This window comes from Mesorhizobium sp. CA7 (genome assembly GCF_020165015.1).
Taxonomy (GTDB): domain Bacteria; phylum Pseudomonadota; class Alphaproteobacteria; order Rhizobiales; family Rhizobiaceae; genus Mesorhizobium.
Genome location: NZ_JAIUHH010000004.1, coordinates 74,402 through 98,253, shown reverse-complemented (window position 1 = coordinate 98,253; position 23,852 = coordinate 74,402). Strand labels below are relative to the sequence as shown.

20 protein-coding genes are annotated in these 23,852 nt (G+C 59.6%); 17 read left to right on the top strand and 3 right to left on the bottom strand.

Annotated elements, in window-relative coordinates; genetic code table 11:
• The first annotated feature begins 97 nt into the window (after window positions 1-97).
• From ppdK to LB552_RS10525, 4 genes are all read left to right on the top strand, one after another.
• Window positions 98-2,782: a pyruvate, phosphate dikinase gene (ppdK, locus tag LB552_RS10540; protein WP_224605029.1), complete on the top strand. Its 2,685-nt coding sequence runs from the start codon at window positions 98-100 to the stop codon at window positions 2,780-2,782.
• Window positions 2,783-2,901: 119 nt separating this feature from the next.
• Window positions 2,902-4,005 (top strand): glycosyltransferase family 9 protein, encoded by a 1,104-nt coding sequence (locus LB552_RS10535; protein WP_224605026.1) that lies wholly within the window; start codon window positions 2,902-2,904, stop codon window positions 4,003-4,005.
• Between the two features lie 309 nt (window positions 4,006-4,314).
• On the top strand, window positions 4,315-5,415 hold the full coding sequence (locus LB552_RS10530; protein ID WP_140846208.1) for a glycosyltransferase family 9 protein: 1,101 nt from the start codon (window positions 4,315-4,317) through the stop codon (window positions 5,413-5,415).
• 135 nt (window positions 5,416-5,550) lie between these two features.
• On the top strand, window positions 5,551-6,288 hold the full coding sequence (locus LB552_RS10525; protein WP_224605019.1) for a polysaccharide deacetylase family protein: 738 nt from the start codon (window positions 5,551-5,553) through the stop codon (window positions 6,286-6,288).
• An 83-nt stretch (window positions 6,289-6,371) separates the two neighbouring features.
• On the opposite strand, the gene LB552_RS10520 is transcribed toward LB552_RS10525, so the two are convergent.
• On the bottom strand, window positions 6,372-6,761 hold the full coding sequence (locus tag LB552_RS10520) for a DUF427 domain-containing protein (RefSeq protein ID WP_224605016.1): 390 nt from the start codon (window positions 6,759-6,761) through the stop codon (window positions 6,372-6,374).
• A 200-nt stretch (window positions 6,762-6,961) separates the two neighbouring features.
• Entirely contained in the window at window positions 6,962-7,318 is a 357-nt protein-coding gene (locus tag LB552_RS10515) for a hypothetical protein (RefSeq protein WP_095766801.1), read from the bottom strand.
• Between the two features lie 189 nt (window positions 7,319-7,507).
• Here LB552_RS10515 and LB552_RS10510 point away from each other — a divergent pair, with 189 nt between their 5' ends.
• Window positions 7,508-9,136 (top strand): fatty-acid--CoA ligase, encoded by a 1,629-nt coding sequence (locus LB552_RS10510; RefSeq protein WP_224605014.1) that lies wholly within the window; start codon window positions 7,508-7,510, stop codon window positions 9,134-9,136.
• Window positions 9,137-9,218: 82 nt separating this feature from the next.
• On the top strand, window positions 9,219-10,004 hold the full coding sequence (locus LB552_RS10505) for a DUF1499 domain-containing protein (protein ID WP_224605013.1): 786 nt from the start codon (window positions 9,219-9,221) through the stop codon (window positions 10,002-10,004).
• Here the strand turns inward: LB552_RS10505 and LB552_RS10500 are convergent, their stop codons facing one another.
• Window positions 10,005-10,913, bottom strand: coding sequence for an MBL fold metallo-hydrolase (locus tag LB552_RS10500; protein ID WP_224605011.1), 909 nt, complete (start codon window positions 10,911-10,913; stop codon window positions 10,005-10,007). It abuts the gene before it with no gap.
• Window positions 10,914-11,135: 222 nt separating this feature from the next.
• Here LB552_RS10500 and LB552_RS10495 point away from each other — a divergent pair, with 222 nt between their 5' ends.
• The 11 genes from LB552_RS10495 to LB552_RS10445 all read left to right on the top strand — a co-directional run bounded on the left by LB552_RS10495 (window position 11,136) and on the right by LB552_RS10445 (window position 23,822).
• Complete coding sequence (locus LB552_RS10495; protein ID WP_140846213.1) at window positions 11,136-11,726, top strand: biotin transporter BioY; 591 nt, start codon at window positions 11,136-11,138, stop codon at window positions 11,724-11,726.
• A gap of 221 nt (window positions 11,727-11,947) precedes the next feature.
• Window positions 11,948-12,838, top strand: coding sequence for a glucose-1-phosphate thymidylyltransferase RfbA (rfbA, locus tag LB552_RS10490; protein WP_224605008.1), 891 nt, complete (start codon window positions 11,948-11,950; stop codon window positions 12,836-12,838).
• The gene (gene rfbC / locus LB552_RS10485; protein WP_224604987.1) at window positions 12,831-13,385 is read left to right on the top strand and encodes a dTDP-4-dehydrorhamnose 3,5-epimerase; all 555 of its coding nucleotides are present in this window, start codon (window positions 12,831-12,833) and stop codon (window positions 13,383-13,385) included. The genes rfbA and rfbC overlap by 8 nt, the downstream gene beginning before the upstream one ends.
• A gap of 14 nt (window positions 13,386-13,399) precedes the next feature.
• Entirely contained in the window at window positions 13,400-14,533 is a 1,134-nt protein-coding gene (rfbB, locus tag LB552_RS10480; RefSeq protein WP_224604985.1) for a dTDP-glucose 4,6-dehydratase, read from the top strand.
• Entirely contained in the window at window positions 14,530-15,447 is a 918-nt protein-coding gene (gene rfbD / locus LB552_RS10475; RefSeq protein ID WP_224604983.1) for a dTDP-4-dehydrorhamnose reductase, read from the top strand. The genes rfbB and rfbD overlap by 4 nt, the downstream gene beginning before the upstream one ends.
• 17 nt (window positions 15,448-15,464) lie before the next feature.
• Window positions 15,465-16,592, top strand: a complete 1,128-nt coding sequence (locus LB552_RS10470) for a DegT/DnrJ/EryC1/StrS family aminotransferase (protein WP_224604981.1) — start codon at window positions 15,465-15,467, stop codon at window positions 16,590-16,592.
• Entirely contained in the window at window positions 16,589-17,086 is a 498-nt protein-coding gene (locus tag LB552_RS10465; protein WP_224604979.1) for a GNAT family N-acetyltransferase, read from the top strand. Before LB552_RS10470 ends, LB552_RS10465 begins: the two co-directional genes overlap by 4 nt.
• A 63-nt stretch (window positions 17,087-17,149) precedes the next feature.
• A complete protein-coding gene (locus LB552_RS10460; protein ID WP_224604976.1) occupies window positions 17,150-18,310 on the top strand; it encodes a glycosyltransferase family 1 protein in 1,161 nt (386 codons plus the stop codon).
• 150 nt (window positions 18,311-18,460) lie between these two features.
• Window positions 18,461-19,318 carry an ABC transporter permease gene (locus LB552_RS10455; RefSeq protein ID WP_224604973.1) on the top strand — a complete coding sequence of 286 codons (858 nt, stop codon included), beginning with the start codon at window positions 18,461-18,463 and terminating at the stop codon, window positions 19,316-19,318.
• A gap of 32 nt (window positions 19,319-19,350) precedes the next feature.
• A complete protein-coding gene (locus tag LB552_RS10450; protein WP_224604970.1) occupies window positions 19,351-20,055 on the top strand; it encodes an ABC transporter ATP-binding protein in 705 nt (234 codons plus the stop codon).
• Window positions 20,056-20,108: 53 nt separating this feature from the next.
• A complete protein-coding gene (locus tag LB552_RS10445) occupies window positions 20,109-23,822 on the top strand; it encodes a glycosyltransferase (RefSeq protein WP_224604967.1) in 3,714 nt (1,237 codons plus the stop codon).
• Window positions 23,823-23,852 lie beyond the last annotated feature (30 nt).

Sequence of the window (23,852 nt, the reverse complement as noted above, 5' to 3'; positions counted from 1 at the left end):
TGCCTTTCGCAGTGCAGCATCCTATCGCTCGGAGCAGGGAAGGTGGGAAACGGCCATCATCCGGATGTTTCTATCTTCCACGAACTGGAGGGCAAGCATGACCAAGTGGGTTTACACCTTCGGCGACGGTGCCGCCGAGGGCCGTGCCGGCGACCGCAACCTTCTCGGCGGCAAGGGTGCCAATCTGGCCGAGATGTGCAGCCTCGGGCTGCCGGTGCCGCCCGGTTTCACCATCACCACGGAGGTCTGCAACGCCTATTACGCCAACGGCCGCACCTATCCCAGCGGACTCGAGACGGATGTCGTCTCCGCTCTCGACCATATCGGTCGGATTACCGGCCGCCGCTTCGGCGACCCGTCGAAGCTGCTTCTGGTCTCCGTGCGCTCCGGTGCTCGCGCCTCGATGCCCGGCATGATGGATACGGTGCTCAATCTCGGCCTCAACGACGAGACGGTCGAGGCTTTGGCCGCCGATTCCGGCGATGCGCGTTTCGCCTATGACAGCTACCGCCGCTTCATCCAGATGTATTCCGACGTCGTCATGGGCCTGGACCACGAAGTGTTCGAGGAGATCCTCGAGGACCAGAAAGCCAGTCTCGGCCATGAGCTCGACACCGGCCTGACGGCCCAGGAATGGCAAGGCGTGATTTCGCTCTACAAGGCCAAGGTCGAGGAAGAACTCGGCAAGCCGTTCCCGCAAGATCCGCAGGAACAGCTCTGGGGCGCGATCGGCGCCGTGTTCTCGAGCTGGATGAACAACCGCGCCATCACCTACCGGCGCCTGCACGACATCCCGGAAAGCTGGGGCACCGCCGTCAACGTCCAGGCCATGGTATTCGGAAATATGGGCGACACGTCCGCGACCGGCGTCGCCTTCACGCGCAATCCCTCGACCGGCGAGAGGCAGCTCTACGGCGAATTCCTGGTCAATGCCCAGGGCGAGGATGTGGTGGCCGGCATCCGCACGCCACAGAACATCACCGAGGCGGCGCGCATCGCCGCCGGCTCCGACAAGCCGTCGCTGCAGAAGCTTATGCCTGACGCCTTCCAGGCTTTCGTCGACATCTCCGACCGGCTGGAAAAGCACTACCGCGACATGCAGGATCTCGAATTCACCATCGAGCGCGGCAAATTGTGGATGTTGCAGACCCGCTCCGGCAAGCGCACCGCCAAGGCTGCGCTGAAGATTGCCGTCGAGATGGCGAAGGATGGGCTGATCACCAGGGAGGAGGCGGTCGCCCGCATCGATCCGGCCTCGCTCGATCAACTGCTCCATCCGACCATCGACCCGAATGCCGCGCGCGATGTCATAGGCATGGGCCTGCCGGCGTCGCCCGGCGCCGCCACCGGCGAGATCGTTTTTTCCTCCAGCGATGCCGAGGACGCCAGGGCGCAAGGCCGCAAGGTAATCCTGGTGCGCATCGAAACCAGCCCGGAGGACATCCACGGCATGCATGCCGCCGAAGGCATCCTCACCACGCGCGGCGGCATGACCAGCCACGCGGCGGTGGTGGCGCGCGGCATGGGCAAGCCCTGCGTATCCGGCGCCGGCTCGCTGCGTGTCGACTACAAGGCCGGCACGCTGCTCTCGATGGGCCAGACCTTCCGCAAAGGCGACATCGTCACCATCGACGGCGGCAACGGCCAGGTGCTCAAAGGGGCGGTCGCCATGCTGCAGCCGGAGCTGTCGGGCGATTTCGCCGCTATCATGGAATGGGCCGACGCCACGCGCCGCATGAAGGTGCGCACCAACGCCGAAACGCCGCTCGACGCCCGCATGGCGCGCTCTTTCGGCGCCGAGGGCATCGGGCTTTGCCGCACCGAGCACATGTTCTTCGATGGCGACCGTATCGTCGCCATGCGCGAGATGATCCTGGCCGACACCGAGAAGGACAGGCGTGCGGCCCTGGACAAGCTCTTGCCCATGCAGCGCTCAGACTTTCTCGAGCTGTTCGAGATAATGGCCGGCCTGCCGGTGACGATCCGTCTGCTCGACCCGCCGCTGCACGAATTCCTGCCGAAGACCGAGGCCGAGCTCGCCGAGGTCGCCTCCGCCATGAACGTGTCGGCCGACAAGCTCAGGCAGCGCACGGAAGCGCTGCACGAATTCAACCCGATGCTGGGCCACCGCGGTTGCCGGCTCGCCGTCTCCTATCCCGAGATCGCCGAGATGCAGGCGCGCGCCATCTTCGAGGCGGCGGTCGAGGCCGGCCACAAGGCCGGCGCGCTGGTCGTGCCGGAGATCATGGTGCCGCTGGTCGGCCTGGTGAAGGAATTGCAATACGTCAAGGCGCGCATCGATGCGGTCGCGCAAAGCGTCATGCAGGAGACCGGCACCAAGATCGATTATCTGACCGGCACGATGATCGAATTGCCGCGCGCGGCGATCCGCGCGCATGTCATTGCCGAAGCGGCCGAATTCTTCTCATTCGGAACCAACGATCTGACGCAGACCACGTTCGGCATCTCGCGCGACGATGCGGCGTCCTTCCTCGAAACCTACCGGCAGAAGGGCATCATCGAACAGGATCCGTTCGTGTCGCTCGACATTGAGGGCGTCGGCGAACTGGTGCGGATCGCGACCGAAAAGGGCAAGGCGACGCGTCCGGGCATCAAGCTCGGCATCTGCGGCGAGCATGGCGGCGATCCGGCCTCGATCCATTTCTGCGAGGAAGTCGGCCTCGACTATGTGTCGTGCTCGCCCTACCGCGTGCCGATCGCCAGGCTGGCCGCCGCGCAGGCGGCAGTGGCGGCGGCGAAGGGCGCAGCAAAACGCGTCTGACGTCCCGAAACCTTACGGTTTTGTATGCAATGTCACGCGAACGTGCGCGTGACGGCCCTGAATCTCGACATCGTTTCAAGCGACTTTCCGGCACCGAATTTGTTGGTGTCGGAAAACCCATGTTGCAGATTTCCCCATCCGTTTACCGATCGATCCTGATCCTGCAGACCAAGTTCATCGGCGACATCGTGCTTGCCTCGGCGTTGGCGAAGAACCTGCAGCTTCAATATCCGGGCGTCAGGATCGTGTTTCTCTGCGAAGCCCATTTCGCCGGCTTCCTGACTGCGCATGGCATAGCTTCCGAGGTCGTCCCCTTCAGCCGTGCCAAGATGCGTGGCTCGCCGCTCGAACGAGGGCGCGAGCTCTTCCGGATGGTGCGCACGTTGCGGCAGCACCGCTTCGATATGACCGTCGACATCACAGATTCCAAGACCTCGCGGATCATTTCCGGACTGGTCAACGCTCCGGTCAGGGTCGGCTATTTTCCGACGGAGCGGCCTTTGCGCTGGCACGAGCGTCAACCCGCCACCGTCAGGATGAAGCCGTTCGGATTCGGCAAGAAGCACTATCTCTACCGTTATTTGTCTCCGCTGGAGGCGCTGGGCATCGATCTGCGCGTCAGGGCGCCGGCCATCCGGCCGCTGCCCTTCGAGACGACGCGCGTCCTCGCCTTGCTCGCCAGGCCCCAGATCCAGCCAAACGCTTTTGTTGCGGTCCATGCCGGAGCAAGCTTCGCGGGGCGGCGGTGGCAGCCGGAGCGCTTTGCCGAGACAATCGACAGAATCGTCCGCGAAACCGGCCTGCGCGTGGTCCTCGTCGGCGGTCCGGACGAGGTTGAGGCGACCGACAGGATCATGGCCGCGGCGAAGACGCCCGTCGTCAACCTGGCGGGCACGCTGCGGCTGGAAACGCTGCTGGCGCTGCTCAGGGAGGCGCGGCTGTTTCTCGGCAACGAAAGCGGACCGATGCATATGGCAGCCGCGGCCGGAACGCCGGTCGTCGGCCTGTTCGGCCTGACCAACCCGGTCCTTTGGGCGCCGGTCGGCGTGCCCAGCATTTCGTTGCGGCCATCGATGCCTTGCGACTGCATCGGGGGCGACCTGTGCCGCCGGACCGACCCGAGCAAGGCATGCTGCGTCTGGCGCCTGGAGGTCGATCCGGTAGTGGACGCGGCGCTGGAACTCCTGGCGCGCACCGAGATGGTCCTGGAAGCCGCGGTCTGACATTTGCCGGAATTCCGGACCGCCTGTCGGCCGCGTCCCCCTCTTTGCGCAAGCCAGGAAAAGTGTGAAACGGTCAGGTCCTGGGACTTCGCCTTAGCCTTCCGTCCGGAATTGCGTCAAAGACGACGAAATAGCGCATTCTCTGCGGTTTCCGAGAAACGGTGAAACGCTCTATCCGCGCGCGAGAGTCCGATGGTCCGCGACCGTGTCGTCTTGTATAAGATCACGTGAAAATGCGCGTGATGGTTCCACATGTCGACATCTCAACCCAGCTTCGCGAACTCCGGTCTGTCCGGAGCTCAGACACCGATGTTGCGGGCTCCCTTTGCAGTCCGCTCGATCCTGATCTTGCAGACGAAGCACATTGGCGATCTCGTTCTTGCCTCCGCGCTGGCGAAGAACCTGCAGCTCGAATATTCCGACGCCCGCATCGTCTTCCTCTGCGACGCCCGCTTCGGCGGTCTCCTCACCGCCAACGGCATCGCCTCGGAGGTTGTGACCTTCCGCCGTTCCCATATGCGCGGCACGCCGCTGCTACGCCTGCAGGAACTCGTTCTCACGCTCTTTAAGTTGCGCCGCTACCATTTCGACATGGCCATCGACATCACCGACACCAAGACGTCGCGGTTCATCTTGGGGCTGGTCGGCGCACGGGTTCGCGTGGGATATCACCCGTCCGAAAGGCCCCTGGGTTGGTTTGCGCGCCAACCTGCCAATGTGAAGGCCAAGCCGTTCGGGTATGGCGAGCAGCACTTTCTCTATCGTTATCTTTCGCCGCTGGAGGCACTTGGCGTGGACTTGCGCGCGCGGGCTCCCGCCTTCCGGCCGCTGCCGTTCGAGACGACGAAAGCCTTGGCGCTGCTGGACAAGCTGCACCTTCGGCCGAACGCCTTTGTCGCGGTGCATGCCGGGGCAAGCTTCCCTGGGCGCCGCTGGCAGCCCGAGCGCTTTGCCGCCGCAATCGATCGGATAGCGGCCGAAACCGGTCTCGACGTCGCCCTGGTCGGCGGCCCGGACGAGAACGAGGTGGCCGAGAAGATTCTGGCGACTGCGAAGACGCCGATCGTCAACCTGGTCGGAGCGCTCCCGCTCGAAACGTTGCCGGCGCTGTTCAAGCAGGCGCGGCTGTTTCTCGGCAACGACAGCGGCCCCATGCACATGGCTGCCGCAGTCGGCACTCCCGTCGTCGGCCTGTTCGGCCTGCAGAGCCCGATCCACTGGGGGCCAGTCGGCGCGCCGAGCGTCGCGGTATGCCCGTCCATGCCTTGTGACTGCGTCGGTGGCGACCTGTGCGAACGGCCCGACCCCAACAAGGCATGCTGCGTCTGGCGTCTGGAGGTCGACGCCGTCGTCGAGGCAGCGCTCCAGTTGCTGGCCCGAACCGAGATGCCTCTGGAAGCAGCTGTATAGGCGAAAGCAAATTTTCGCGATTGCTGTTTTTACGCTGTTTGCCGTCCCGATTTTCGCCTAGATGCCGGTCTTGTAGAGACAAGTTTTTGGCGCGGCGCAAAGGATGATGCCGAGTCTGCCGATGTGGAATGAATGATGGGTTTGCTTCGAAACTCCCTTTGCGCGATGGCACTGTTCGCGGCGTCGGCGGGCAATGCCGCGACGCTGCTCGAGCCGACGCTGCATCTGAAGCCGCAGGGCGTTGAAGGCGGCGGTCGCGTCGCCTTGACGCTCGATGCCTGCGGCGGAACGACCGACACAAGGATACTTTCGGCGCTTGTCGACAACAGGATACCGGCGACGATCTTCGTTACCGGCATCTGGCTGAAGCGCAATGCCGACGCCGTCGAGATCATGCGGGCGCATCCCGACCTGTTCGAGCTGGAAAATCACGGCGGCCGCCACGTTCCGGCGGTCGATACGCCGCGGAAGATCTTCGGCATCCGCAGCGCCGGCAGCCCGGACGCCGTGCAGGCCGAGGTTGAATCCGGCGCCGCCGCCCTGGCCGGCGCGGGCGGCCCTGCGGCAAAATGGTTCCGCGGCGCCACCGCCGAATACAGTCCCTCGGCGATCGCCATGATCCGCAGGCTGGGCTTCAAGATCGCAGGCTTCTCGGTCAATGGCGACGGCGGTTCGCTGCTCGGCGCGAAGGAAACGGCGCGCCGCATCGGCGCCGCCAAGGACGGCGATGTCATCATCGCCCACATCAACCAGCCGACCCATGCCGCCGGCGAGGGCGTGGTTCAGGGCTTACTGGCGTTGAAGCAGAAGGGCATGACCTTTGTACGCCTCGACGATGCCGAGGGCGTCGGCAATGACGGCACCACCGATTGAGAGCGCGGCGCGAGGGTGGCGACCGCTGAATTTTGGCGGCCACCTCCTTCCGAGATCGACCTAAGCGCCCCTCCCTTTACGGCTCAGTCCGGCGTGGCTTCGACCGTCACCTTGTTCGTGTAGAACGCGCCGTGATTGCGGATCTCGACCATTTCGTCGAACGGATGCTCATAAGCCCACATCGCATTCTCGCCGGCTTCGCCGGCCGGCTGGACGCTCCAGTAGCTGGCATCGCCCTTGTATGGGCAATGTGTCGAATGGTCGGTCGGGGCGAGCTTGCCAAAATCGATATCGTCGAACGGGATGTAGAAGACGGCCGGGTAAGGTGGCTCCGAGAGAACCTTTGCCGCAGTCGATGTGGCGATGATCCTGTCGCCGGCGCGGACCGTGACGGTGCCGCGATAAGGTTCGACCGTGATCACCTTGTCCGGGTTGCGCTGGAAGCCGGGGGCTGGATTGGCAAGCTTGTCCATGATGGTCTCCTGGAGCAATTCCGGGAAAAGTGCGAAGCGGTTTTTCCGGAATTGCGTCAAAACAAAGAGAGAACGTTTCGTCGTTTCCGCGAAACGTGAAACGTTCTCAGGGGAGACTTACATGTGTCGCGCAGGCGCGTCGCGCAAGCTCGCGTCACGCTTGGCGTCATCACCATTCATTGAACGTCTGCTTCGGGTCGTCAGGCGGCCGTCTTGAAGGCATCCATGAGGCCGGCATAGGCGGCGGCAATGCCCGCGACCGGATTGGTGCTTCTCGCCGCCGTCTCGACCTTCAGCGCGCCGCCTGTGGTCGGCAGCGTGAGCAGCAGGAACTGACGATTGTCGGCGTTGCCGATGCAGGCCGCGGCGACATGCTCGCCCTCGGCGCCGTTTTCAACGCGCATCTTGAACAGCAGCGTTCCGCCGACGGCCTCCAGCGCACCGCCGACGACTTCGGCAAATTCATCTTCGGAAACGGTTTTGATGTCCGGCGTCAGATCGTCCAGACTTTCGGCAAGCGTGCTTTCGAGGGCTTTTTCGTCGAGCTGCGCGTCCATGCGAATCTCTCCATTCGCCAATCTCACCCAGCCCGTTAACGAAGCTTAACGGCGACGATGGCCGGATTATGGCGGTTTTCCCGGTCCTTCGATCCATCCACTGGCTTCGACTTATGGCGGCTGGACAAACCGCCGGTTCGTTTCACAATGCGTGAAACAAATGACGCGAATGCGCAAAGGGAGGAATTGATGCTTGGATTGATGCAGGAATGGCCGCTGCTTTGCCATAAGCTGCTCGACCATGCGGAACGCCAGCACGGCAGCCGGGAGGTCGTGTCGCGTTCGATCGAAGGCCCGATCGTGCGCACCAGCTATGCCGAAATCCATCACCGTTCGCTCAAGGTGGCGCAACGGCTGGAGCGTGACGGCTTCAGGCTCGGCGACCGCATCGCGACCCTTGCCTGGAACACCGCCCGCCATATCGAGGCCTGGTACGGCATCATGGGCATCGGCGCGATCTATCACACGCTCAACCCGAGGCTTTTTCCCGAGCAGATCGCCTGGATCATGAACAATGCCGAGGACAAGGCGATCTTCGTCGACCTGACCTTCGTGCCGATCCTGGAAAAGATCGCCGGCGCGGTCCGATCGCTGCGACGGGTTATCGTGCTGACCGACCTGGCGCATATGCCGCAAACGTCGCTGCCCAACGCCGTCGCCTACGAGGAATGGCTGGCCGAAGCCGACGGCGCCTTCACCTGGAAGACGTTCGACGAGAATACCGCCGCCGGCATGTGCTACACGTCGGGCACGACGGGCGACCCGAAGGGCGTTCTCTACAGCCACCGCTCCAATGTCCTGCACGCCATGATGGCAGCCATGCCCGACGCCATGGGCATGTCCACCCGGGACGTGATCCTGCCGGTCGTGCCGATGTTTCACGCCAACGCCTGGGGGCTCGGCCAGAGCGGTCCGATGATCGGCGCCAAGCTGGTGATGCCGGGCTGCAAGATGGACGGCGCCTCGATCTATGAACTGCTCGACACCGAAAAGGTGACGTTCAGCGCCGCCGTGCCCACCGTCTGGATGATGCTGCTGCAATATCTTGAGGAAACCGGCAAGAAGCTGCCTCACCTGAAGAAGGTCGTCATCGGCGGGGCGTCCTGTCCGCGCGCCATAACCGCCAAGTTCCAGGACAATTACGGCGTGCAGGTGGTGCATGCCTGGGGCATGACCGAGATGTCGCCGCTGGGCACCCTCTGCACCTTGAAGCCGCAATATGAGGCGCTGACCGGCGAGGCGCGGCTCGATGTCCAAGGCAAGCAGGGTTTTCCCCCCTTCGGCGTCGAGATGAAAGTGACGGACGACGACAACAACGCGCTGCCCTGGGACGGCAAGACCTTCGGACATCTCAAGGTGCGCGGCCCCGCGGTGGCCCGAGCCTATTATGGCGGCGCCGGCGCCGAGCAGTTCGACGCCGACGGCTGGTTCGACACCGGCGACGTCGCCCATATCGACGCCAGCGGCTATATGCAGATCACCGATCGCGCCAAGGACGTCATCAAGTCCGGCGGCGAGTGGATATCGACCATCGATCTCGAGAACCTTGCCGTCGGTCATCCGGACGTGGCGGAGGCAGCGGCCATCGGCATCCCGCATTCCAAATGGGGCGAGCGGCCTTTGCTCGTCATCGTGCGCAAGCCCGGCAAGGAGCCGACCAAGACCGACATCCTCGCCTTCATGAGCGGCAAGGTGGCGAAGTGGTGGATGCCCGACGACGTCGCCTTCGTCGGCGAAATTCCGCACACCGCCACCGGCAAGATCCAGAAGACCAGTTTGCGTGCCCAGTTCAAGGATTACCGCCTGCCGACGGATTGACGAAAAATGTTCGATCTTTCGGCTTCAAGCCGGCGCCAAAAACCTCTAAGTCTCGGTTCGGACTGGGGCAATGCGTCAGACAATGGCTACAATTCCTGAACGGCAGACGTCGAAGGCGGCCGGCTGGTCGCGGCGGATCGGGGCATTCTCTCTCGTCCTTTTGCTCACCGCCGTTGCCGCTTACAGGCTGGGTCTCGTCGAGACGCCGCCTTTCCTGTGGGTGCTGGCGCTCGTGGCGCTGCTGGCTGCGCTTGCCCTGTTGCTGGCCGGTCTCGGCTTGGCCAGGGTCTGGAGCTTCGGCGATCGCGGCGGCCGCGATCTCTCCATCGGCGCGCTGCTGGCGCTGCTGGTGCTGGCACCCTACGGCATCGCCGTCTACTGGGCGACGATCTATCCGCCGCTGCGCGACATCTCGACCGATCTCGACGATCCGCCGGTGCTGGACACCAGCGACCGCACCGGCGATATGAACGAGTTGTCGCCGCCGACCCCGGGCGAGCAGGCCCTGCAGGCCGAGGCCTATCCGCTGGTCAGCGGGCGCAGCTACAACCTGCCTTTCGAAACCGTCGTCGACGCTGTCGAAACCGTGCTCGACCGCCGCGACTGGCAGTTGACGGCGCCTTATCCCGACATCAACGGGCAGAGCGAGGCGACGATCAACGCGCTGGCCAGGGGCTTTGTGCTCGGACTACCGGCCGACGTCGCCATCCGCATCACCGACGACGGCGAGCAGGTCATCGTCGACATGCGCTCGGCCTCGCGCTACGGCCGCTACGACCTCGGCGACAACGCCGCCCGCATCACCGATTTCCTTGGCGAGCTGGACCAGCAAGTCGCCGGGCAGGTCGGCGCGGCGCCGGCTGAGTGATCACGCGGCGGGGCTGAAAATGCCGTCTATAGCCGGATCGCCTTCTGTGGTCACGAGGCCGCGGGCAACCAGATCCTCGAGATGGGCAAGCACCGAAAGACCGGCGGCGCCGTGTAGCCGCGGGTCGGTGTCGCGATAGATCGCCGCGACCATTTCCGCGATCGTCCGGTCTCCGGCGCGGATGCGCTCCAGGATCGCCCTTTCGCGCATCTTGCGATGCGTCTTCAGGCCGCGCATGAAGCTTTGGGGCGCGGCCACAGGTCCGCCGTGGCCAGGCAAAAGCAACCGATCGTCGCGCGCCAAAAGCTTGTCGAGGGAGCTCATATAGTCGGCCATGGCGCCGTCCGGCGGCGCGACGATCGAGGTCGACCAGGCCATGACATGGTCGGCTGAAAACAGCGTTCCGGTTCCCTCGAGGGCAAACACGGCGTGGTTGGCGGTGTGGCCGGGCGTCAGCACGGTGCGGATGGCCCAGCCGTTGCCCTCAGTCAGCGCATTGTCGGCCAGCACAACATCGGGAACGAAGGCGAGATCGGCGCTGGCGTCGAGCGGATTGACCTCGCCGATGCGCAAGGGGCGCGCCGGCCGATGCGGGCCTTCGGCAAGCGTTGCCGCGCCGGTGCGCTCCTTCAGTCGCGCCGCCAAAGGCGAATGGTCGCGATGGGTGTGGCTGACGAAGATGTGGCTGATCGGTCGGCCGCCGATCGCCTTGAGCAGTGTTTCGAGATGGGTGTCGTCTTCCGGCCCTGGATCGATCACCGCCAGCGTGTCGCTGCCGACGAGATAGCTGTTGGTGCCGTGGAAGGTGAAAGGACCCGGATTTCTTGCGGTGATGCGCAGCACATCCGGCGCAACCGGAACCGCCCGGCCATAGGCGGGAGCGAAGCTGGTGTCGAACTCAAGGGTCATGCCTGCGGGCTCCGTTGCGATGCGGCAAAATGATTGCCGACCGATACGGAAGCCAATATAGGAAAATCAATGGATGTCGCCCAAAACCGCGCTGCGGTTTTTGGGAGAGCGACATGCATCAAGACAATTTTTAAAGCGCGTCGCCTGAATGCGTTTCTGCGCGATGCGCTTTAAGAGCCAGCTAATCAGCCACCCGGCAAATCAGCCAGAATGGGGAAGACCATGGCAACTGCAACCACGATGCGCCCGCTTGTTTCTCTCACCCTGCCGGATCGGGGTGTTGCCCGGCTGGCGACCCAGCTTTTCCTGGCGCTCGCCGGAACCCTGCTGCTGACGCTTTCGGCCAAGACCAAGGTGGTGCTCGGCCCGGTCGACATCTCGCTGCAGACGCTGGCCGTGCTGCTGATCGCCTCTGCCTTCGGCCTGCGCCTTGCCGTCGCGACGCTCCTTCTCTACCTCGCCGAGGGCGCTTTTGGTCTGCCGGTCTTCCAGGGCACGCCGGAAAAGGGCATCGGCATTGTCTATATGCTGGGCTCGACGGGCGGCTATCTCGCCGGCTTCGTGGTCATGGCGGCGATCGCCGGCTGGGCCGCCGACCGCGGCTGGGACCGCGACCCCTTCAAGCTGTTCGGCGCCATGCTGATAGCGGAGGTTGTCATGATGGCCATGGGCTTTGCCTGGCTGGCCACGCTGATCGGGCCGGAAAAGTCCTGGCAGTTCGGCGTCCTGCCCTTCATCGTCGGCGACCTGATCAAGGTGGCTTTGGCCGCCAGCCTTGTGCCGGCCGTGTGGACATTGCTCAAGCGCGGCTGAGAACAATCGACGAGAAAAGGGCCGGCGGGCGACAAGCGCCCGCCGGCCCTTTTTCATGGCGCTGTCGGATTTCGCTCGAAACCGCCTCCTGTCGGATGATAGAAAGCGATGAAGTAACGTCGGGAAGCAGTCAAAGCCGACATTGACAAGCCAGCGCCCGAAACCTAAGCACGGGCAACTTGGCGTCGAGGCGGGGGCCGCGGTAGTTCAAGGAGAGCTTGTTGAAAGGAATTATCCTTGCGGGTGGCAGCGGAACACGTCTTTATCCGCTAACATTAGCGGTTTCTAAGCAAATACTGCCGATCTACGACAAGCCGATGATCTATTACCCGCTGAGCGTGCTGATGCTCGCGGGAATTCGCCAGATTCTGGTCATTTCAACTCCGCGCGACTTGCCGGTCTTCCAGGCGTTGCTGGGCGACGGTTCCGAATTCGGGCTGGAATTGTCCTATGCCGTGCAGGCGCAGCCCAACGGCCTCGCCGAGGCCTTCATCATCGGCCGCGACTTCATCGGCACGGACAGCGTGTCGATGATTCTCGGCGACAACATCTATTTCGGCGGTGGCCTGTCGCAGCTCTGCCGCGAGGCGGCGACGCGCGACGGCGGCGCCTCGGTCTTCGCCTACTATGTCGACGATCCCGAGCGCTATGGCGTGGTCTCCTTCGACAAGGCCACCGGCAAGGCTCTGACGATCGAGGAGAAGCCGCAAAAGCCGAAGTCCAACTGGGCCGTCACCGGTCTTTATTTCTACGACAACAAGGTAGTCGATATCGCCTCGACGATCCGCCCTTCGGCGCGCGGCGAGCTCGAGATCACCGCGGTCAACAATGTCTATCTCGAGCGTGGCGAGTTGCATGTCCACCGCCTCGGCCGCGGCTATGCCTGGCTGGACACCGGCACGCATGACAGCCTGCTCGAGGCATCGTCTTTCGTGCGCACGATCGAGCATCGCCAGGGCATCAAGATCGCGTGTCCGGAGGAGATTGCGCTGGAACAGCACTGGATCAGCGCCGATAAGGTTCTGGATCGCGCCGCGCGGCTCGGCAAGAACGAATATGCAGCCTATCTGCGCCGGCGCGTGGCCGATCTGATGGAGGAGCGGGGTGCTTGAGGTCAGGCCGCTCGGCCTCGACGGCGTGCTGGAGATCGTGCCGAAGCGGCATGGCGACGCGCGCGGTTTTTTCAGCGAGACCTGGAATGCCGAGCGCTTCGCCGAAGCCGGCATCGATCTCGCCTTCGTGCAGGACAATCATTCCTATTCCGCCGCGGCGGGCGTGCTGCGCGGCCTGCACTACCAGCTGCCGCCGCGCGCGCAGGACAAGCTGCTGCGCGTCATCAGGGGCAGCGTGCTCGATGTCGCAGTCGACATCCGCCGTTCTTCGCCCACTTTCGGCAAATGGGAAGCGCTGGAGATATCGGCCGACAAGGGCAACCAGGTGCTGGTGCCGAAAGGCTTCGCGCATGGCTTCGTCACGCTCGTGCCGCATACCGAGGTGCTCTACAAGGTGACCGACACCTACTCGCCCGGGCACGACCGCTCGATCCGCTTCGACGATCCGGCGATCGGCATAAAATGGCCGGAGATCGCGGGCGGCTTCCAGCTGTCGGACAAGGACCGCAGCGCGCCGCTGCTCGGAGCGGCGGAGGTGTTCGCGTGAGGAGGGACGGCGGCATGAATTTTCTGGTCACCGGCGGCGCCGGTTTCATCGGCTCGGCCGTGTGCCGGCATCTGTGCGCCAATCCGGCCTACCGCGTCACCAATCTCGACAAGCTCACCTATGCCGGCAACCTCGCTTCGCTGAGGCCGATCGAGAACGCGCATAATTACCGCTTCGAGCAGGCTGATATCCGCGATGAGCGGGCGGTGCTGGAGATCTTGCGCCGCGACGACATCGACATCGTCATGAACTTAGCCGCCGAGAGTCATGTCGACCGCTCGATCGACGGGCCGGGCGCGTTCATCGAGACCAACATCGTCGGCACCTACCGCATCCTGAATGCCGCGCTGGAATATTGGCGCGGCCTGTCCGAGGAGCGCAAAGCGGGCTTCCGCTTCCACCATGTCTCGACCGACGAGGTGTTCGGCGACCTGCCTTTCGACGGCGGCATGTTCGTGGAGGAGACGCCCTATGCGCCGTCCTCGCCCTATTCGGCCTCGAAGGCGGCCTCCGACCATCTGGTGCGGGCCTGGCACGAGACCTATGGCCTGCCGGTGGTGCTGTCCAACTGCTCCAACAATTACGGCCCCTATCACTTCCCGGAAAAGCTGATCCCGCTGGTCATCCTCAACGCGCTCGACGAGAAGCCGCTGCCGGTCTACGGCGCCGGCGCCAATGTCCGCGACTGGCTGTTCGTCGAGGATCACGCGCGCGCCCTTGAGCTGGTGGCCACCAGGGGGCAGCCGGGCGAGAGCTACAATGTCGGCGGCAATTCCGAGCGCACCAATCTCGGCGTCGTCGAGGCGATCTGCGATCTTCTCGACCTTAGGCGGCCGCGCGCCGGCGGCAAGCGCTATCGTGAGCTGATCGCCTTCGTCACCGACCGCCCCGGCCATGACCGGCGCTATGCGATCGACGCCTCCAAGATCGCCCGCGAGCTGGGCTGGACGCCGCGGGAGGATTTCGACAGCGGCCTGGCAAGGACCGTCGACTGGTATCTCGACAACAAATGGTGGTGGGGGCCGATCCGCGAGCAGCGCTACGCCGGCGAGCGGCTGGGCCACGGTTCGGTCGCGAAGAGCCAACACAGTCCGATCGAAAGCAGCCCGGCCGGGGCCGCGGCCGAGAGCAGGAAGGTAACCACGTGAGGCTTGCCGTCACCGGACGTGAGGGCCAGGTTGCCGCAAGCCTGGTCGAGTCGGCGCGGGGCCGCGACGATATCGAGGTCATCGCCGTCGGCCGGCCGGCGCTCGACCTTGCGCGGCCCGACACGGTGTTCGCCGCCCTTGAAGCGGTAAGGCCCGACATCGTCGTGTCGGCCGCCGCCTACACCGCCGTCGACCAGGCCGAGGACGACAAGGACCTGGCCTTCGCGGTGAACGCAACCGGCGCCGGCAAGGTGGCGCAAGCCGCGGCAAGGCTCGGCGTCCCCATCATCCATCTGTCGACCGACTATGTCTTCGACGGCGCCAAGGACGGCGCCTATGTCGAGACCGACCCGACGGCGCCGCTCGGCGTCTACGGCGCCTCCAAGCTCGCCGGCGAGGAGGCTGTGGCGGCCGCCAACCCGCGCCACCTCATCCTGCGCACGGCCTGGGCCTACAGCCCCTTCGGCAGGAATTTCGTCAAGACGATGCTGCGGCTGGCCACGGAGCGGGACGAGATCGCGGTCGTCGCCGACCAATGGGGCAATCCGACGTCGGCATTCGACATCGCCGAGGCGATTCTGCTGGCGGCGGCAAGCCTGTGTGACGACGGGAACTTTTCCGGATTCGGCGTCTATCATCTGGTAGGAACCGGTGATGTCAACTGGAGCGGCTTTGCCCGTCACATCCTGGACAGCAGCCGGGAGTTTGGTGGTCCTTACGCGCAGATACGCGATATTGCTATGGCAGATTATCCAGCCAAGGCTAGGCGTCCTGTTAATTCACGGCTCTCAACAGCGAAGTTCGCCTCGGCGTTCGGATGGACCGCGCCACAGTGGCGCCGGTCCACTGTAGAAATCGTGTCTCGTCTTGTGCTCAGAGAGGCGAGACTGGCAAACACACAACTGAACCAGTAGGCAACGCTGGAGGAACTATGACTGTTCAGCTATTTGTACCAAGTTTCCGCATTGAAGAGTGTCTATCGGAGATCCGTGAATGTCTCGAAAAAGGCTGGACAGGACTAGGCTTCAAGACAACGGAATTTGAAAGGGCGTGGAAGGACTACACCGGGATTCCACACGCTCACTTTCTCAATTCTAATACGGTTGGACTTCATCTCGCTTTCCAGATTTTTAAATCGAAACATGGATGGACCAACGAAGACGAAGTCATAACAACGCCATTGACATTCGTTTCGACAAACCACGCCATTCTCTACGCCGGCCTCAAGCCGGTGTTCGCCGACGTTGACGAATATCTTTGCCTGGACCCTGAAAGCGTCGCTAAGCTCATCACCGATCGAACAAAAGCCCTCATTTTCGTCGGGATGGGCGGGAACGTGGGCAGGTATCAGAAGATCCTGGAAATATGCCGTGCGAACGGCATCAAAGTTGTGCTCGATGCGGCTCACATGGCGGGCACCCGCGTTGACGGCAAGCACGTTGGCGGTGAGGCGGACGTCTCGGTATTCAGCTTCCAAGCTGTCAAAAATCTCCCCACAGCCGACTCCGGCATGATTTGCTTCAAGGAGGCCGAAGACGACGAACGGGTCCGCAAGCTCACTTGGCTGGGCATCAACAAGGACACTTATGCCCGCACTGCCGCCCAGGGGGCTTACAAATGGATGTATGACGTCGAGGAGGTCGGCTACAAGTTCCACGGCAACTCGATCATGGCAGCCATGGCCATCGTCCAGTTAAAATATCTCGATATCGACAATTCCTTCCGGCGGCAGCTGGCCGCCTGGTATCGGCAGCATTTTGATGGACACAACAGGGTAACCGTTGTGCCCACCGCCAAGGGGTGTGAATCTGCGCAGCATCTCTTGCAAATACGCGTGAAGAATCGCGACATGCTGATGCTGGCGTTGAACGAGCACGGCGTTTATCCCGGCGTCCATTATCGCGACAACACCGATTACCAGATGTACGCTTTCGCGGCGGGCACATGCCCGAATGCGGCAATCGCAAGCCAAGAAATCATCTCCTTGCCTCTACACCTTCGGATGCGCAAGGCGGACGTGGATCTGGTTTCGGACTTGGTTCTCAAATACGCACAATGAAGCAGCACGTCGCTCCCTTTGGAGATGGAACCATCGTCTTGAGGCTTATGGAGGAAAGAGATCTCGAGACCATCCTCGCTTGGCGCAATCGCGACGAGGCACGGGTTTGGTTCAAAAACTCCGACAAGATTGCGTTCGACGCGCACCTTGCTTGGTACAGAAGCTACCTTCAAAAGGAAGACGATTTTTTCTTCTTGGTGGAAGCGAATGGGGAGCCGGTCGGCCAATGCGGTGTTTACGACATCACTAACGGAAGCGCCGAAATAGGGCGGTTTCTTGTTGCGCCTGAAATGGCGGGAAAAGGCTACATTGGCCGATCGTGCGCCGAGATCATCCGTTTCAGCACCGGGTTTCTGAACCTCTCCTACCTCTTTCTGGAAGTGATGGAGGAAAATGCCAGGGCTATTCGTGTCTACACACGCCAGGGATTCGTTGAAGAGAGCCGACAGGACGGCTTAATTCGCATGGCCCTTGGCCGAGATAGAGCCTCATGATCCTAGGGCGCACCGTTGAGCGGATGCTGTGGTCGCCATATCGAACAGCTTTGCGAGGCCGACATGGCTAGCATTCTAATGGTTATAGAAGCAAAGATTGCTACCACATATTTGGTAGAGCAAATCATGCGAGCTTGTGCATTGCATGGTGTTGACTACGAAGTGAAATTTCTAAATGAACTTCGGATCGACGACGTTACTCCAAATACCATCCCCATGTTTGTGCGGTGCGGTGATCCTCTGGTTCTTTCGTGGGCACAATTGCTTGTCGATGCAAACAGATCGTATATATACTACATTGATGACAACTTCTGGCGGATCAGAGGGGAAAGCCCGCTTGCCGTGTATTATCGGCACCCACTTATTAGAAAGGCCCTACAATTCGCGGTCTCCCATGCTGAAACGGTGATCGTCAATTCTCCTGAGCTAGCAACATTCGTTTCCAGATTTAATACCCGCGTGGCAATCCTGCCGGCTTTTTTTGATTTCTCGCTTATTGAGGGGGTGGCTCAATCCGCTAGCGAGGAAATCCGGATCGGATTTGCGGGAAGTCCCTCACGTGTCGACGATCTGGATCTGATCGCGCCGCTTATAGAACCGGTTCTGGAAAGATTCCCGAAAACGATTTTCGAGTTTGCCGGTGTTCTTCCGAGAGGGATCGCAGCGGGGACGAGGGTACGGTTTTTTCCACATACCGGTGACTACGCCACCTATATCAGGTTCCAAGCTTCGAGGAACTGGGCAATTGGCTTGGCGCCTCTGCTTGACCACGAGGCGAACCGCGGCAAAACCGACAACAAGTACCGGGAATATGGCGCGTGCCGCATAGCAGGTATATACTCAAATATTCCCCCCTACAGAAACGTAGTTATAGACAATGAAACGGGATTACTGATTGAAAACAACAAGGAGCTGTGGCTAAATGCGATAGAAAATCTAATTAGGTCACCAGTAACACGAAAAAATATTGGTAATTCAGCGTTTAAGCACGTAGATGAGATATACAATTTGCAAAAAGTGTCACTTGAGTGGGCGGGTTTATTTCAAAGCATAGATAGGTCGCGGCAAAAATTTACAAAACAACTTGGGCGTGGCGGATTTGGATGGAGAAGGACTTTAAGAAAATTGCAAAGATACGCAATTTACATACATGTTTCTTATATTGAAGGTGGAATTTATTTGGTAGCTAGACGGATAGCAAAAAAATTATTGGTAATTGCTTGATGGCTCATTTCTTGATGTCTAGCCGATCCGGGTGCGTCATCTGCCGAGGGCGGTATCGCGCCGAGGGATTGTGGTCACTCTTGGTGATATCGTGTCGGCTGATCCAGATATGCTCCACTCTCAAACCTTGGAATTGCCCGAAACGGCGTCATGATTGGAAGCGAAACGATCTTGGGCAAACCGGTGCGGTTCATGAAGCATAGCTATTCCAGTGCAGACAAGAGCAGGCTACTCCGGGATGTTATTCGCTCGTTGCTGCTGCATCGCGTCTGGTTCTTCATCGGTATGCAAGACGTCAAGCGTCGCTACCGTCGTTCGTTCATCGGTCCGTTGTGGATTCTTCTCAACCTCGGCATGTATGTTGGGGCTATTGGTTTCGTCTATGGCGTCATGTTCGGGCAAGATCTGAAGGCGTTTCTACCCTATCTGATGCTCGGTTTCGTCACTTGGGGGGTGATTTCCGCGTCCGTAATCGATGCTGGATCGGTCTTTGTGAGCGCCGAAGGTTATATTAAGCAGTTTTCATACCCAAAGCAGATATATATCTTACGGGCAGTCGTAAGCGCCAGTACGAATTTCGCAATGGGTCTACTAGCTGTGGCTGTTGTGCAAATTTTTATAGGAACCGTTCAAATTTCCGGGTGGATTTTGGCTGCCCCAGGTCTTGTTTTGCTATATGTTGCGCTACTAGGCCAAACTACTATCTTTTCCTACCTAGGAACCGCCTTTCGCGATTTGCCGCATGCATTAGCGGGTGTGTTGCAGATAGTATTCTACTTAACTCCGATCGTCGTTCCGGCGAGTGTTCTAAAGACTCATGGGTTAGAATTTGTTTATCTCATCAATCCGATCTATCATTTGATTGAAGTCGTTCGGTATCCAATACTGACTGGCGAATTGGCACCGCTCTCGAGTTATGGCTTTGTGTCGATCTATATTGTGGTGGTGTATTGCGTTGCCTGGTACGTGGCGGGGCGGTTGGACAAGAAGGTGGTGTTTCTCCTTTGACGCGGAACTTCATACGATTACAGAACGTCGGTGTGCGTTTCACCGGCGATATGAACACCGACGGCTTGATTGGATGGCTAGCCAGAAAGCGGAGCGGAGGCGCAATCCCCAGCACCTACAGTGTTGAGGCACTCAAGGACGTCACTCTCGCTATCGAACAGGGGGAGAGGGTAGGGCTTATCGGACTTAACGGGGCGGGCAAGAGCACTCTGTTGAAGGTTATAGCAGGTATCTACACGCCGACCAGCGGTATCGCCGAAACGGAGGGCCATGTCTGCCCCATGTTTGAGTTTGCAACCGGTTTCGAAATGCACCAAACCGGTCGAGATAACATACGCATCCGAGGATTGCTGCTCGGCATGACGCCCGAAGAGGTAGAGGCAAAGCTGCCTGAAATCGAGGATTTTACCGAGCTTGGAGAATTCTTGTCATATCCCGTCCGTACGTATTCCGCGGGCATGTTCATCCGCCTTGCATTTGCTGTATCTACAAGTATAAATCCAGAAATACTTTTGATTGACGAAGTCATGGGAGCTGGCGACATTCGTTTTGCAAATAAAGCAAAGCGAAGAATGTTCGAGTTTATGGAGCAAGGTAAAATATTAGTTTTTTCTTCACATAATTTTGATTTATTGAGAAGTTTTTGTGCTCGGACGGTATGGCTCGAAAAAGGAAGGGTCGTCATGGACGGAAAGACTGATGAAGTGATAGAAAAGTATGAGTCGGTTCAGGGATAGTTATGTTTGATTTTGATATTTATACTTGATAAACATAGAATTACGAGGGTAGCATGAAGTTTGGTGACTGTGGCCACGATCTTTCCATTAGGCGCATAGAGAAGGGAGGATCAGAACCCAGGGTGACGGTTATCCTTCCCACATTTGCGCGCGCAGATGGGCTTCTGCAGCTGTCGATTGAGAGCGTCCTTTCACAGAGTTATGGTGACTTAGAGCTCATCGTCGTGGATGATGGTTCGCGCGATGGAACCGCTGATGTGCTGAATGAATACCATTCTGCCGACAATCGGGTCGTCATCCACTCTTATAAACATAATAGTGGCCTTCCGGCTCTACGAGTGAATCAGGCTGCGCTTCGCGGCCGTGGGAAGTACATCGCTTATCAGTTTGATGATGATCTTTGGACGGAAGACAGCTTGAAGGTTCGCATGGGGTGGCTCGAGCGCCAGTCCGTACCAAGCGTCGTCTATGGAAGTTGCGATGCTTATCGCTCGACCGAAGAGGGCGAGGCCTTTCAGCGCGTGCTGGGACAGGAGTTCAATTACGCCCTTCTCCTACAGGGCAATTACATCGCTAACAACTCAGTGATTCACCATGCCGCTCTTTTCGAGAGGCACGGCATGTACGATCCTCACGTGGTGGCTAGGCGATATTCGGATTACGATCTTTGGCTGCGCTTCGGACGAAGTGCCCCGTTCCAATGGATAGATACGACGTGCTCAATTGTTCACGCTAACATGAAGAACTCGCTCGGTCGAGATATACGAGCAGATTTTACCCGCACTTCAAAGTACCTCCAAGTTGATCGGGATAGAAAGCTAAGACCTGACAATATTGCTAATTACGATCTGATTTCAGCGGAGGGTTGGCGAAATAGGTTCTCGGATAAAGAGATAAGGGAATATTATAGAGAGGAGGCATTGCCTTTCATATCGAAGTTCAATGATTATTGTACTCCTACAGAAATGGCAGTTGCTGCATCAGGAGCAATGCAGCACAGGCGCATCCTGGTGTCGAAGCCGGACTACAGCACATCGGTCGATGTAACTATCCGCAATTTCGAGCGTCTTGAGGGGCAGAAGGGTTTTTCAAGTACCTTCGTTAGGGAGCGAGATGTCCCTTCCTTTGACACCTCGGATACCGACGTAGCCATTCTATACCGCACTGTAGGATCGGCAGAAAAGTTAGTGACGGGCACCGAGGGAAGAGGGATCTCCTGCGCCTACCTTATGGATGACAATATGCTTCGCTTCCATGAAGTGGGGTCAGAACATTCCTCTATCGCGCCTGGCACGCCAGCATATCGCAGCATAGTGGCTCAGGTGACTGCTTCTGATGCCGTTATTGGATATAGCGATCAAATTCTCGACGACGTCAAAACTTATAACCCGCATGCAATTAGACTAAATACCAGTATACAGCGTCGCTACATAGAGCCACGTTTATACACACGGAATGGAAAGCTTAGGATTGCGATATTTAGCAATAAATTTCGCGCGCCAGTTATATCGAAGATATGGCCAGGGCTTCAACGTATTGCGTCTAAATACCGAGACAATGTTGAATTTCATTTCTGGGGAGTTGATCCGGGTGATTTTCCGGCACTGAAGTGCGATGTTCATTTCCGGCCTTTCACCCATTCTTACGAGAGATATCTGGATGAGTTGAGCAACACGTATTTCGATCTCTCGCTCACGCCACTCGAGGGTGAGACACGCGCAGATCAGAGCAAAAGCCCTATCAAATTGCTGGAGTCGGTCGCCGCCGGTGCAATTAGTGTGATGAGTGACGTGCCACCCTATAGCGGCCTGCCTGACACGGTTTGTGTCAAAGTGCGTAATCGACCTGAGGATTGGGCAGACGCGATTGAAGGTTTGCTCACACTCAAGGCGGAGCAGCGCGATGAAATCTTGGAGCGGGCGCGGGCATTTGTCGAAGGTGCCTATACTGCGGAGGTGCAGTATTACGACCTGTATGGCGCGCTCGCTGCGACAGGACTTCACAAGCGTTTGAAGAACAAGGCAGTTCTATACGCGTTTCACGAAGCGGCACTGGGAGGTGCGACGCTTCATTTGCTACGACATGCGGCGCTTGTGGCGTCGTTTGGCTTCCGGGTTGTTGGTTTGGTCCGGCGGGACGACAAGTTCGGACCGGAGTTTGCTCGTCGCTGGCGCGAAGCAGTGAAGGATGCACCTCTGTTGGAGGAGGACTGGCCTCATGGAGCGAACAGCGCCGACGAATTCAAGGCACGGTCGCTACATGCGACCGATATAGAGGTTGCCCAACGCATTGGGGAACGACTGGGCGATTCGAATGTTGGACTTGTTCATTTCGCTACATGGCAGCCAACCATGACGGCACTCGGATCGGTACTGGGCGTTCCGGTTGTTGCCAGTGTCCACCAATATTATGAGGGTGCTAACACGCGGGCTTTCGCCCATGCGATTCATTGTTCTTCGTCAACGCATGGAGAGCAATGGAAGAAAGCGTCTGGGGTTCCCGTGCGGCGCATTGTCTGTCCAGTTGATAGCGTCTTTTTCTCGCTTTTCGAGGCTCGTGAGGCTCGGAACTTCGCTATGCAAAGTCCGGTGCAGATAGTCGTCTCAGGAACGCTCCAGCCTCGCAAGAATCAACTCGCTGCCATCAAGGCGGCTCTCCTGCTGCAGAAGGTGGGGCACGACGTTACAGTTCATGTGCTCGGTTACGATGACCTCCGCCCTGACTACGCTAAAGTATGCCGCGATTATGTGGTGGAGCAAGGTCTGGAAGATCATGTAATTTTTCATGGTTTCGTTTCTGATCCGGAACGCTTCTACGCGAGCTGCGACTTGTTGCTTATCTCCGCGCTAGACGAATCCATGCCGCAGACGATGCTGCAGGCTATGGCGTCTGGTTTGGCTGTTGTATCGGCTAATGTTGGTGGTGTATCCGAATTGATCAAGCATCGCTATAGCGGCCTGATAGCTAAGAATACGTCACCTGAAGAGTTGGCGCAGTCCGTCAAGGAGCTTATTGGGTATTCAACTGTACGGCGGGCGGAGATGTTGCGCGCCGCCTACCGGACGATATCTATTCTTGGGCGCTCGAGCTACGTCCGTGCGGAACTGATGGACCTCTATGCCAGTGCCTTCAAAAGATGGGCGCCCACGTCCATCGGCGTAATCACCGACGCCTCGGGAGTCCGACCAGACATGCTCCACGAAAGATTTGAACCCACCGTGGCTTCCACAATTGCTAGGCTCCATTCGGAGGTGGAGGCTCAGCATTTCTCTCGCCCACTCAGACTTGCGAGAGCCGTCACCTGGCGGTCGAGCGAAGTGTGGGATACCATTTCCTCCGTGTTTTCTCCGCTTGAGCTGTTCAGCCGTCGGCACTTTGGCCGGGCCCGACGTGATGAGCTGCGGCTGAGCGAGAGTCTATCGGAGCTATCCTACAGGGAGTACACGGTGCAATTCGCGCTTCCCTCCCTCGCGACAGTCTATCTTGGCGTCGTGCCGCTTGCCCCGACGACAGTCGGGTTCATAGGCATAGAAATCGTGTCAAACAAAGACAAGATCCTGGGCTCTACGACACGCTCTCTCTCGGGCCTTGAAGCGGATCTTCCAGTGAAGTTTTCCCTGAATACCTCTGTCACCGATCTTCAGGCGGGCTGGCGGCTTCGAGTGTTCGTGCGGGAAGCAGACGTACCTGTCACCATCTATGAAGTAGTGCGGCCAACGGCGCTGTACGGCACGCCAAAACGTTTCCCTTTTGCCAAGTTCGAGTAGCACAAGGGCACGGCACTTCAATCGGCTCAT

Coding starts and splice junctions, on each gene's coding strand:
- LB552_RS10465 (WP_224604979.1), top strand. CDS start 16,589: ATGAAGCAGCACGTCGCTCCCTTTGGAGATGGAACCATCGTCTTGAGG.
- LB552_RS10510 (WP_224605014.1), top strand. CDS start 7,508: ATGCTTGGATTGATGCAGGAATGGCCGCTGCTTTGCCATAAGCTGCTC.
- LB552_RS10455 (WP_224604973.1), top strand. CDS start 18,461: ATGATTGGAAGCGAAACGATCTTGGGCAAACCGGTGCGGTTCATGAAG.
- LB552_RS10515 (WP_095766801.1), bottom strand. CDS start 7,318: ATGGACGCGCAGCTCGACGAAAAAGCCCTCGAAAGCACGCTTGCCGAA.
- LB552_RS10500 (WP_224605011.1), bottom strand. CDS start 10,913: ATGACCCTTGAGTTCGACACCAGCTTCGCTCCCGCCTATGGCCGGGCG.
- LB552_RS10495 (WP_140846213.1), top strand. CDS start 11,136: ATGGCAACTGCAACCACGATGCGCCCGCTTGTTTCTCTCACCCTGCCG.
- LB552_RS10535 (WP_224605026.1), top strand. CDS start 2,902: ATGTTGCAGATTTCCCCATCCGTTTACCGATCGATCCTGATCCTGCAG.
- LB552_RS10520 (WP_224605016.1), bottom strand. CDS start 6,761: ATGGACAAGCTTGCCAATCCAGCCCCCGGCTTCCAGCGCAACCCGGAC.
- LB552_RS10530 (WP_140846208.1), top strand. CDS start 4,315: ATGTTGCGGGCTCCCTTTGCAGTCCGCTCGATCCTGATCTTGCAGACG.
- LB552_RS10445 (WP_224604967.1), top strand. CDS start 20,109: ATGAAGTTTGGTGACTGTGGCCACGATCTTTCCATTAGGCGCATAGAG.
- ppdK (WP_224605029.1), top strand. CDS start 98: ATGACCAAGTGGGTTTACACCTTCGGCGACGGTGCCGCCGAGGGCCGT.
- rfbB (WP_224604985.1), top strand. CDS start 13,400: ATGAATTTTCTGGTCACCGGCGGCGCCGGTTTCATCGGCTCGGCCGTG.
- LB552_RS10525 (WP_224605019.1), top strand. CDS start 5,551: ATGGGTTTGCTTCGAAACTCCCTTTGCGCGATGGCACTGTTCGCGGCG.
- LB552_RS10470 (WP_224604981.1), top strand. CDS start 15,465: ATGACTGTTCAGCTATTTGTACCAAGTTTCCGCATTGAAGAGTGTCTA.
- LB552_RS10505 (WP_224605013.1), top strand. CDS start 9,219: ATGGCTACAATTCCTGAACGGCAGACGTCGAAGGCGGCCGGCTGGTCG.
- LB552_RS10460 (WP_224604976.1), top strand. CDS start 17,150: ATGGCTAGCATTCTAATGGTTATAGAAGCAAAGATTGCTACCACATAT.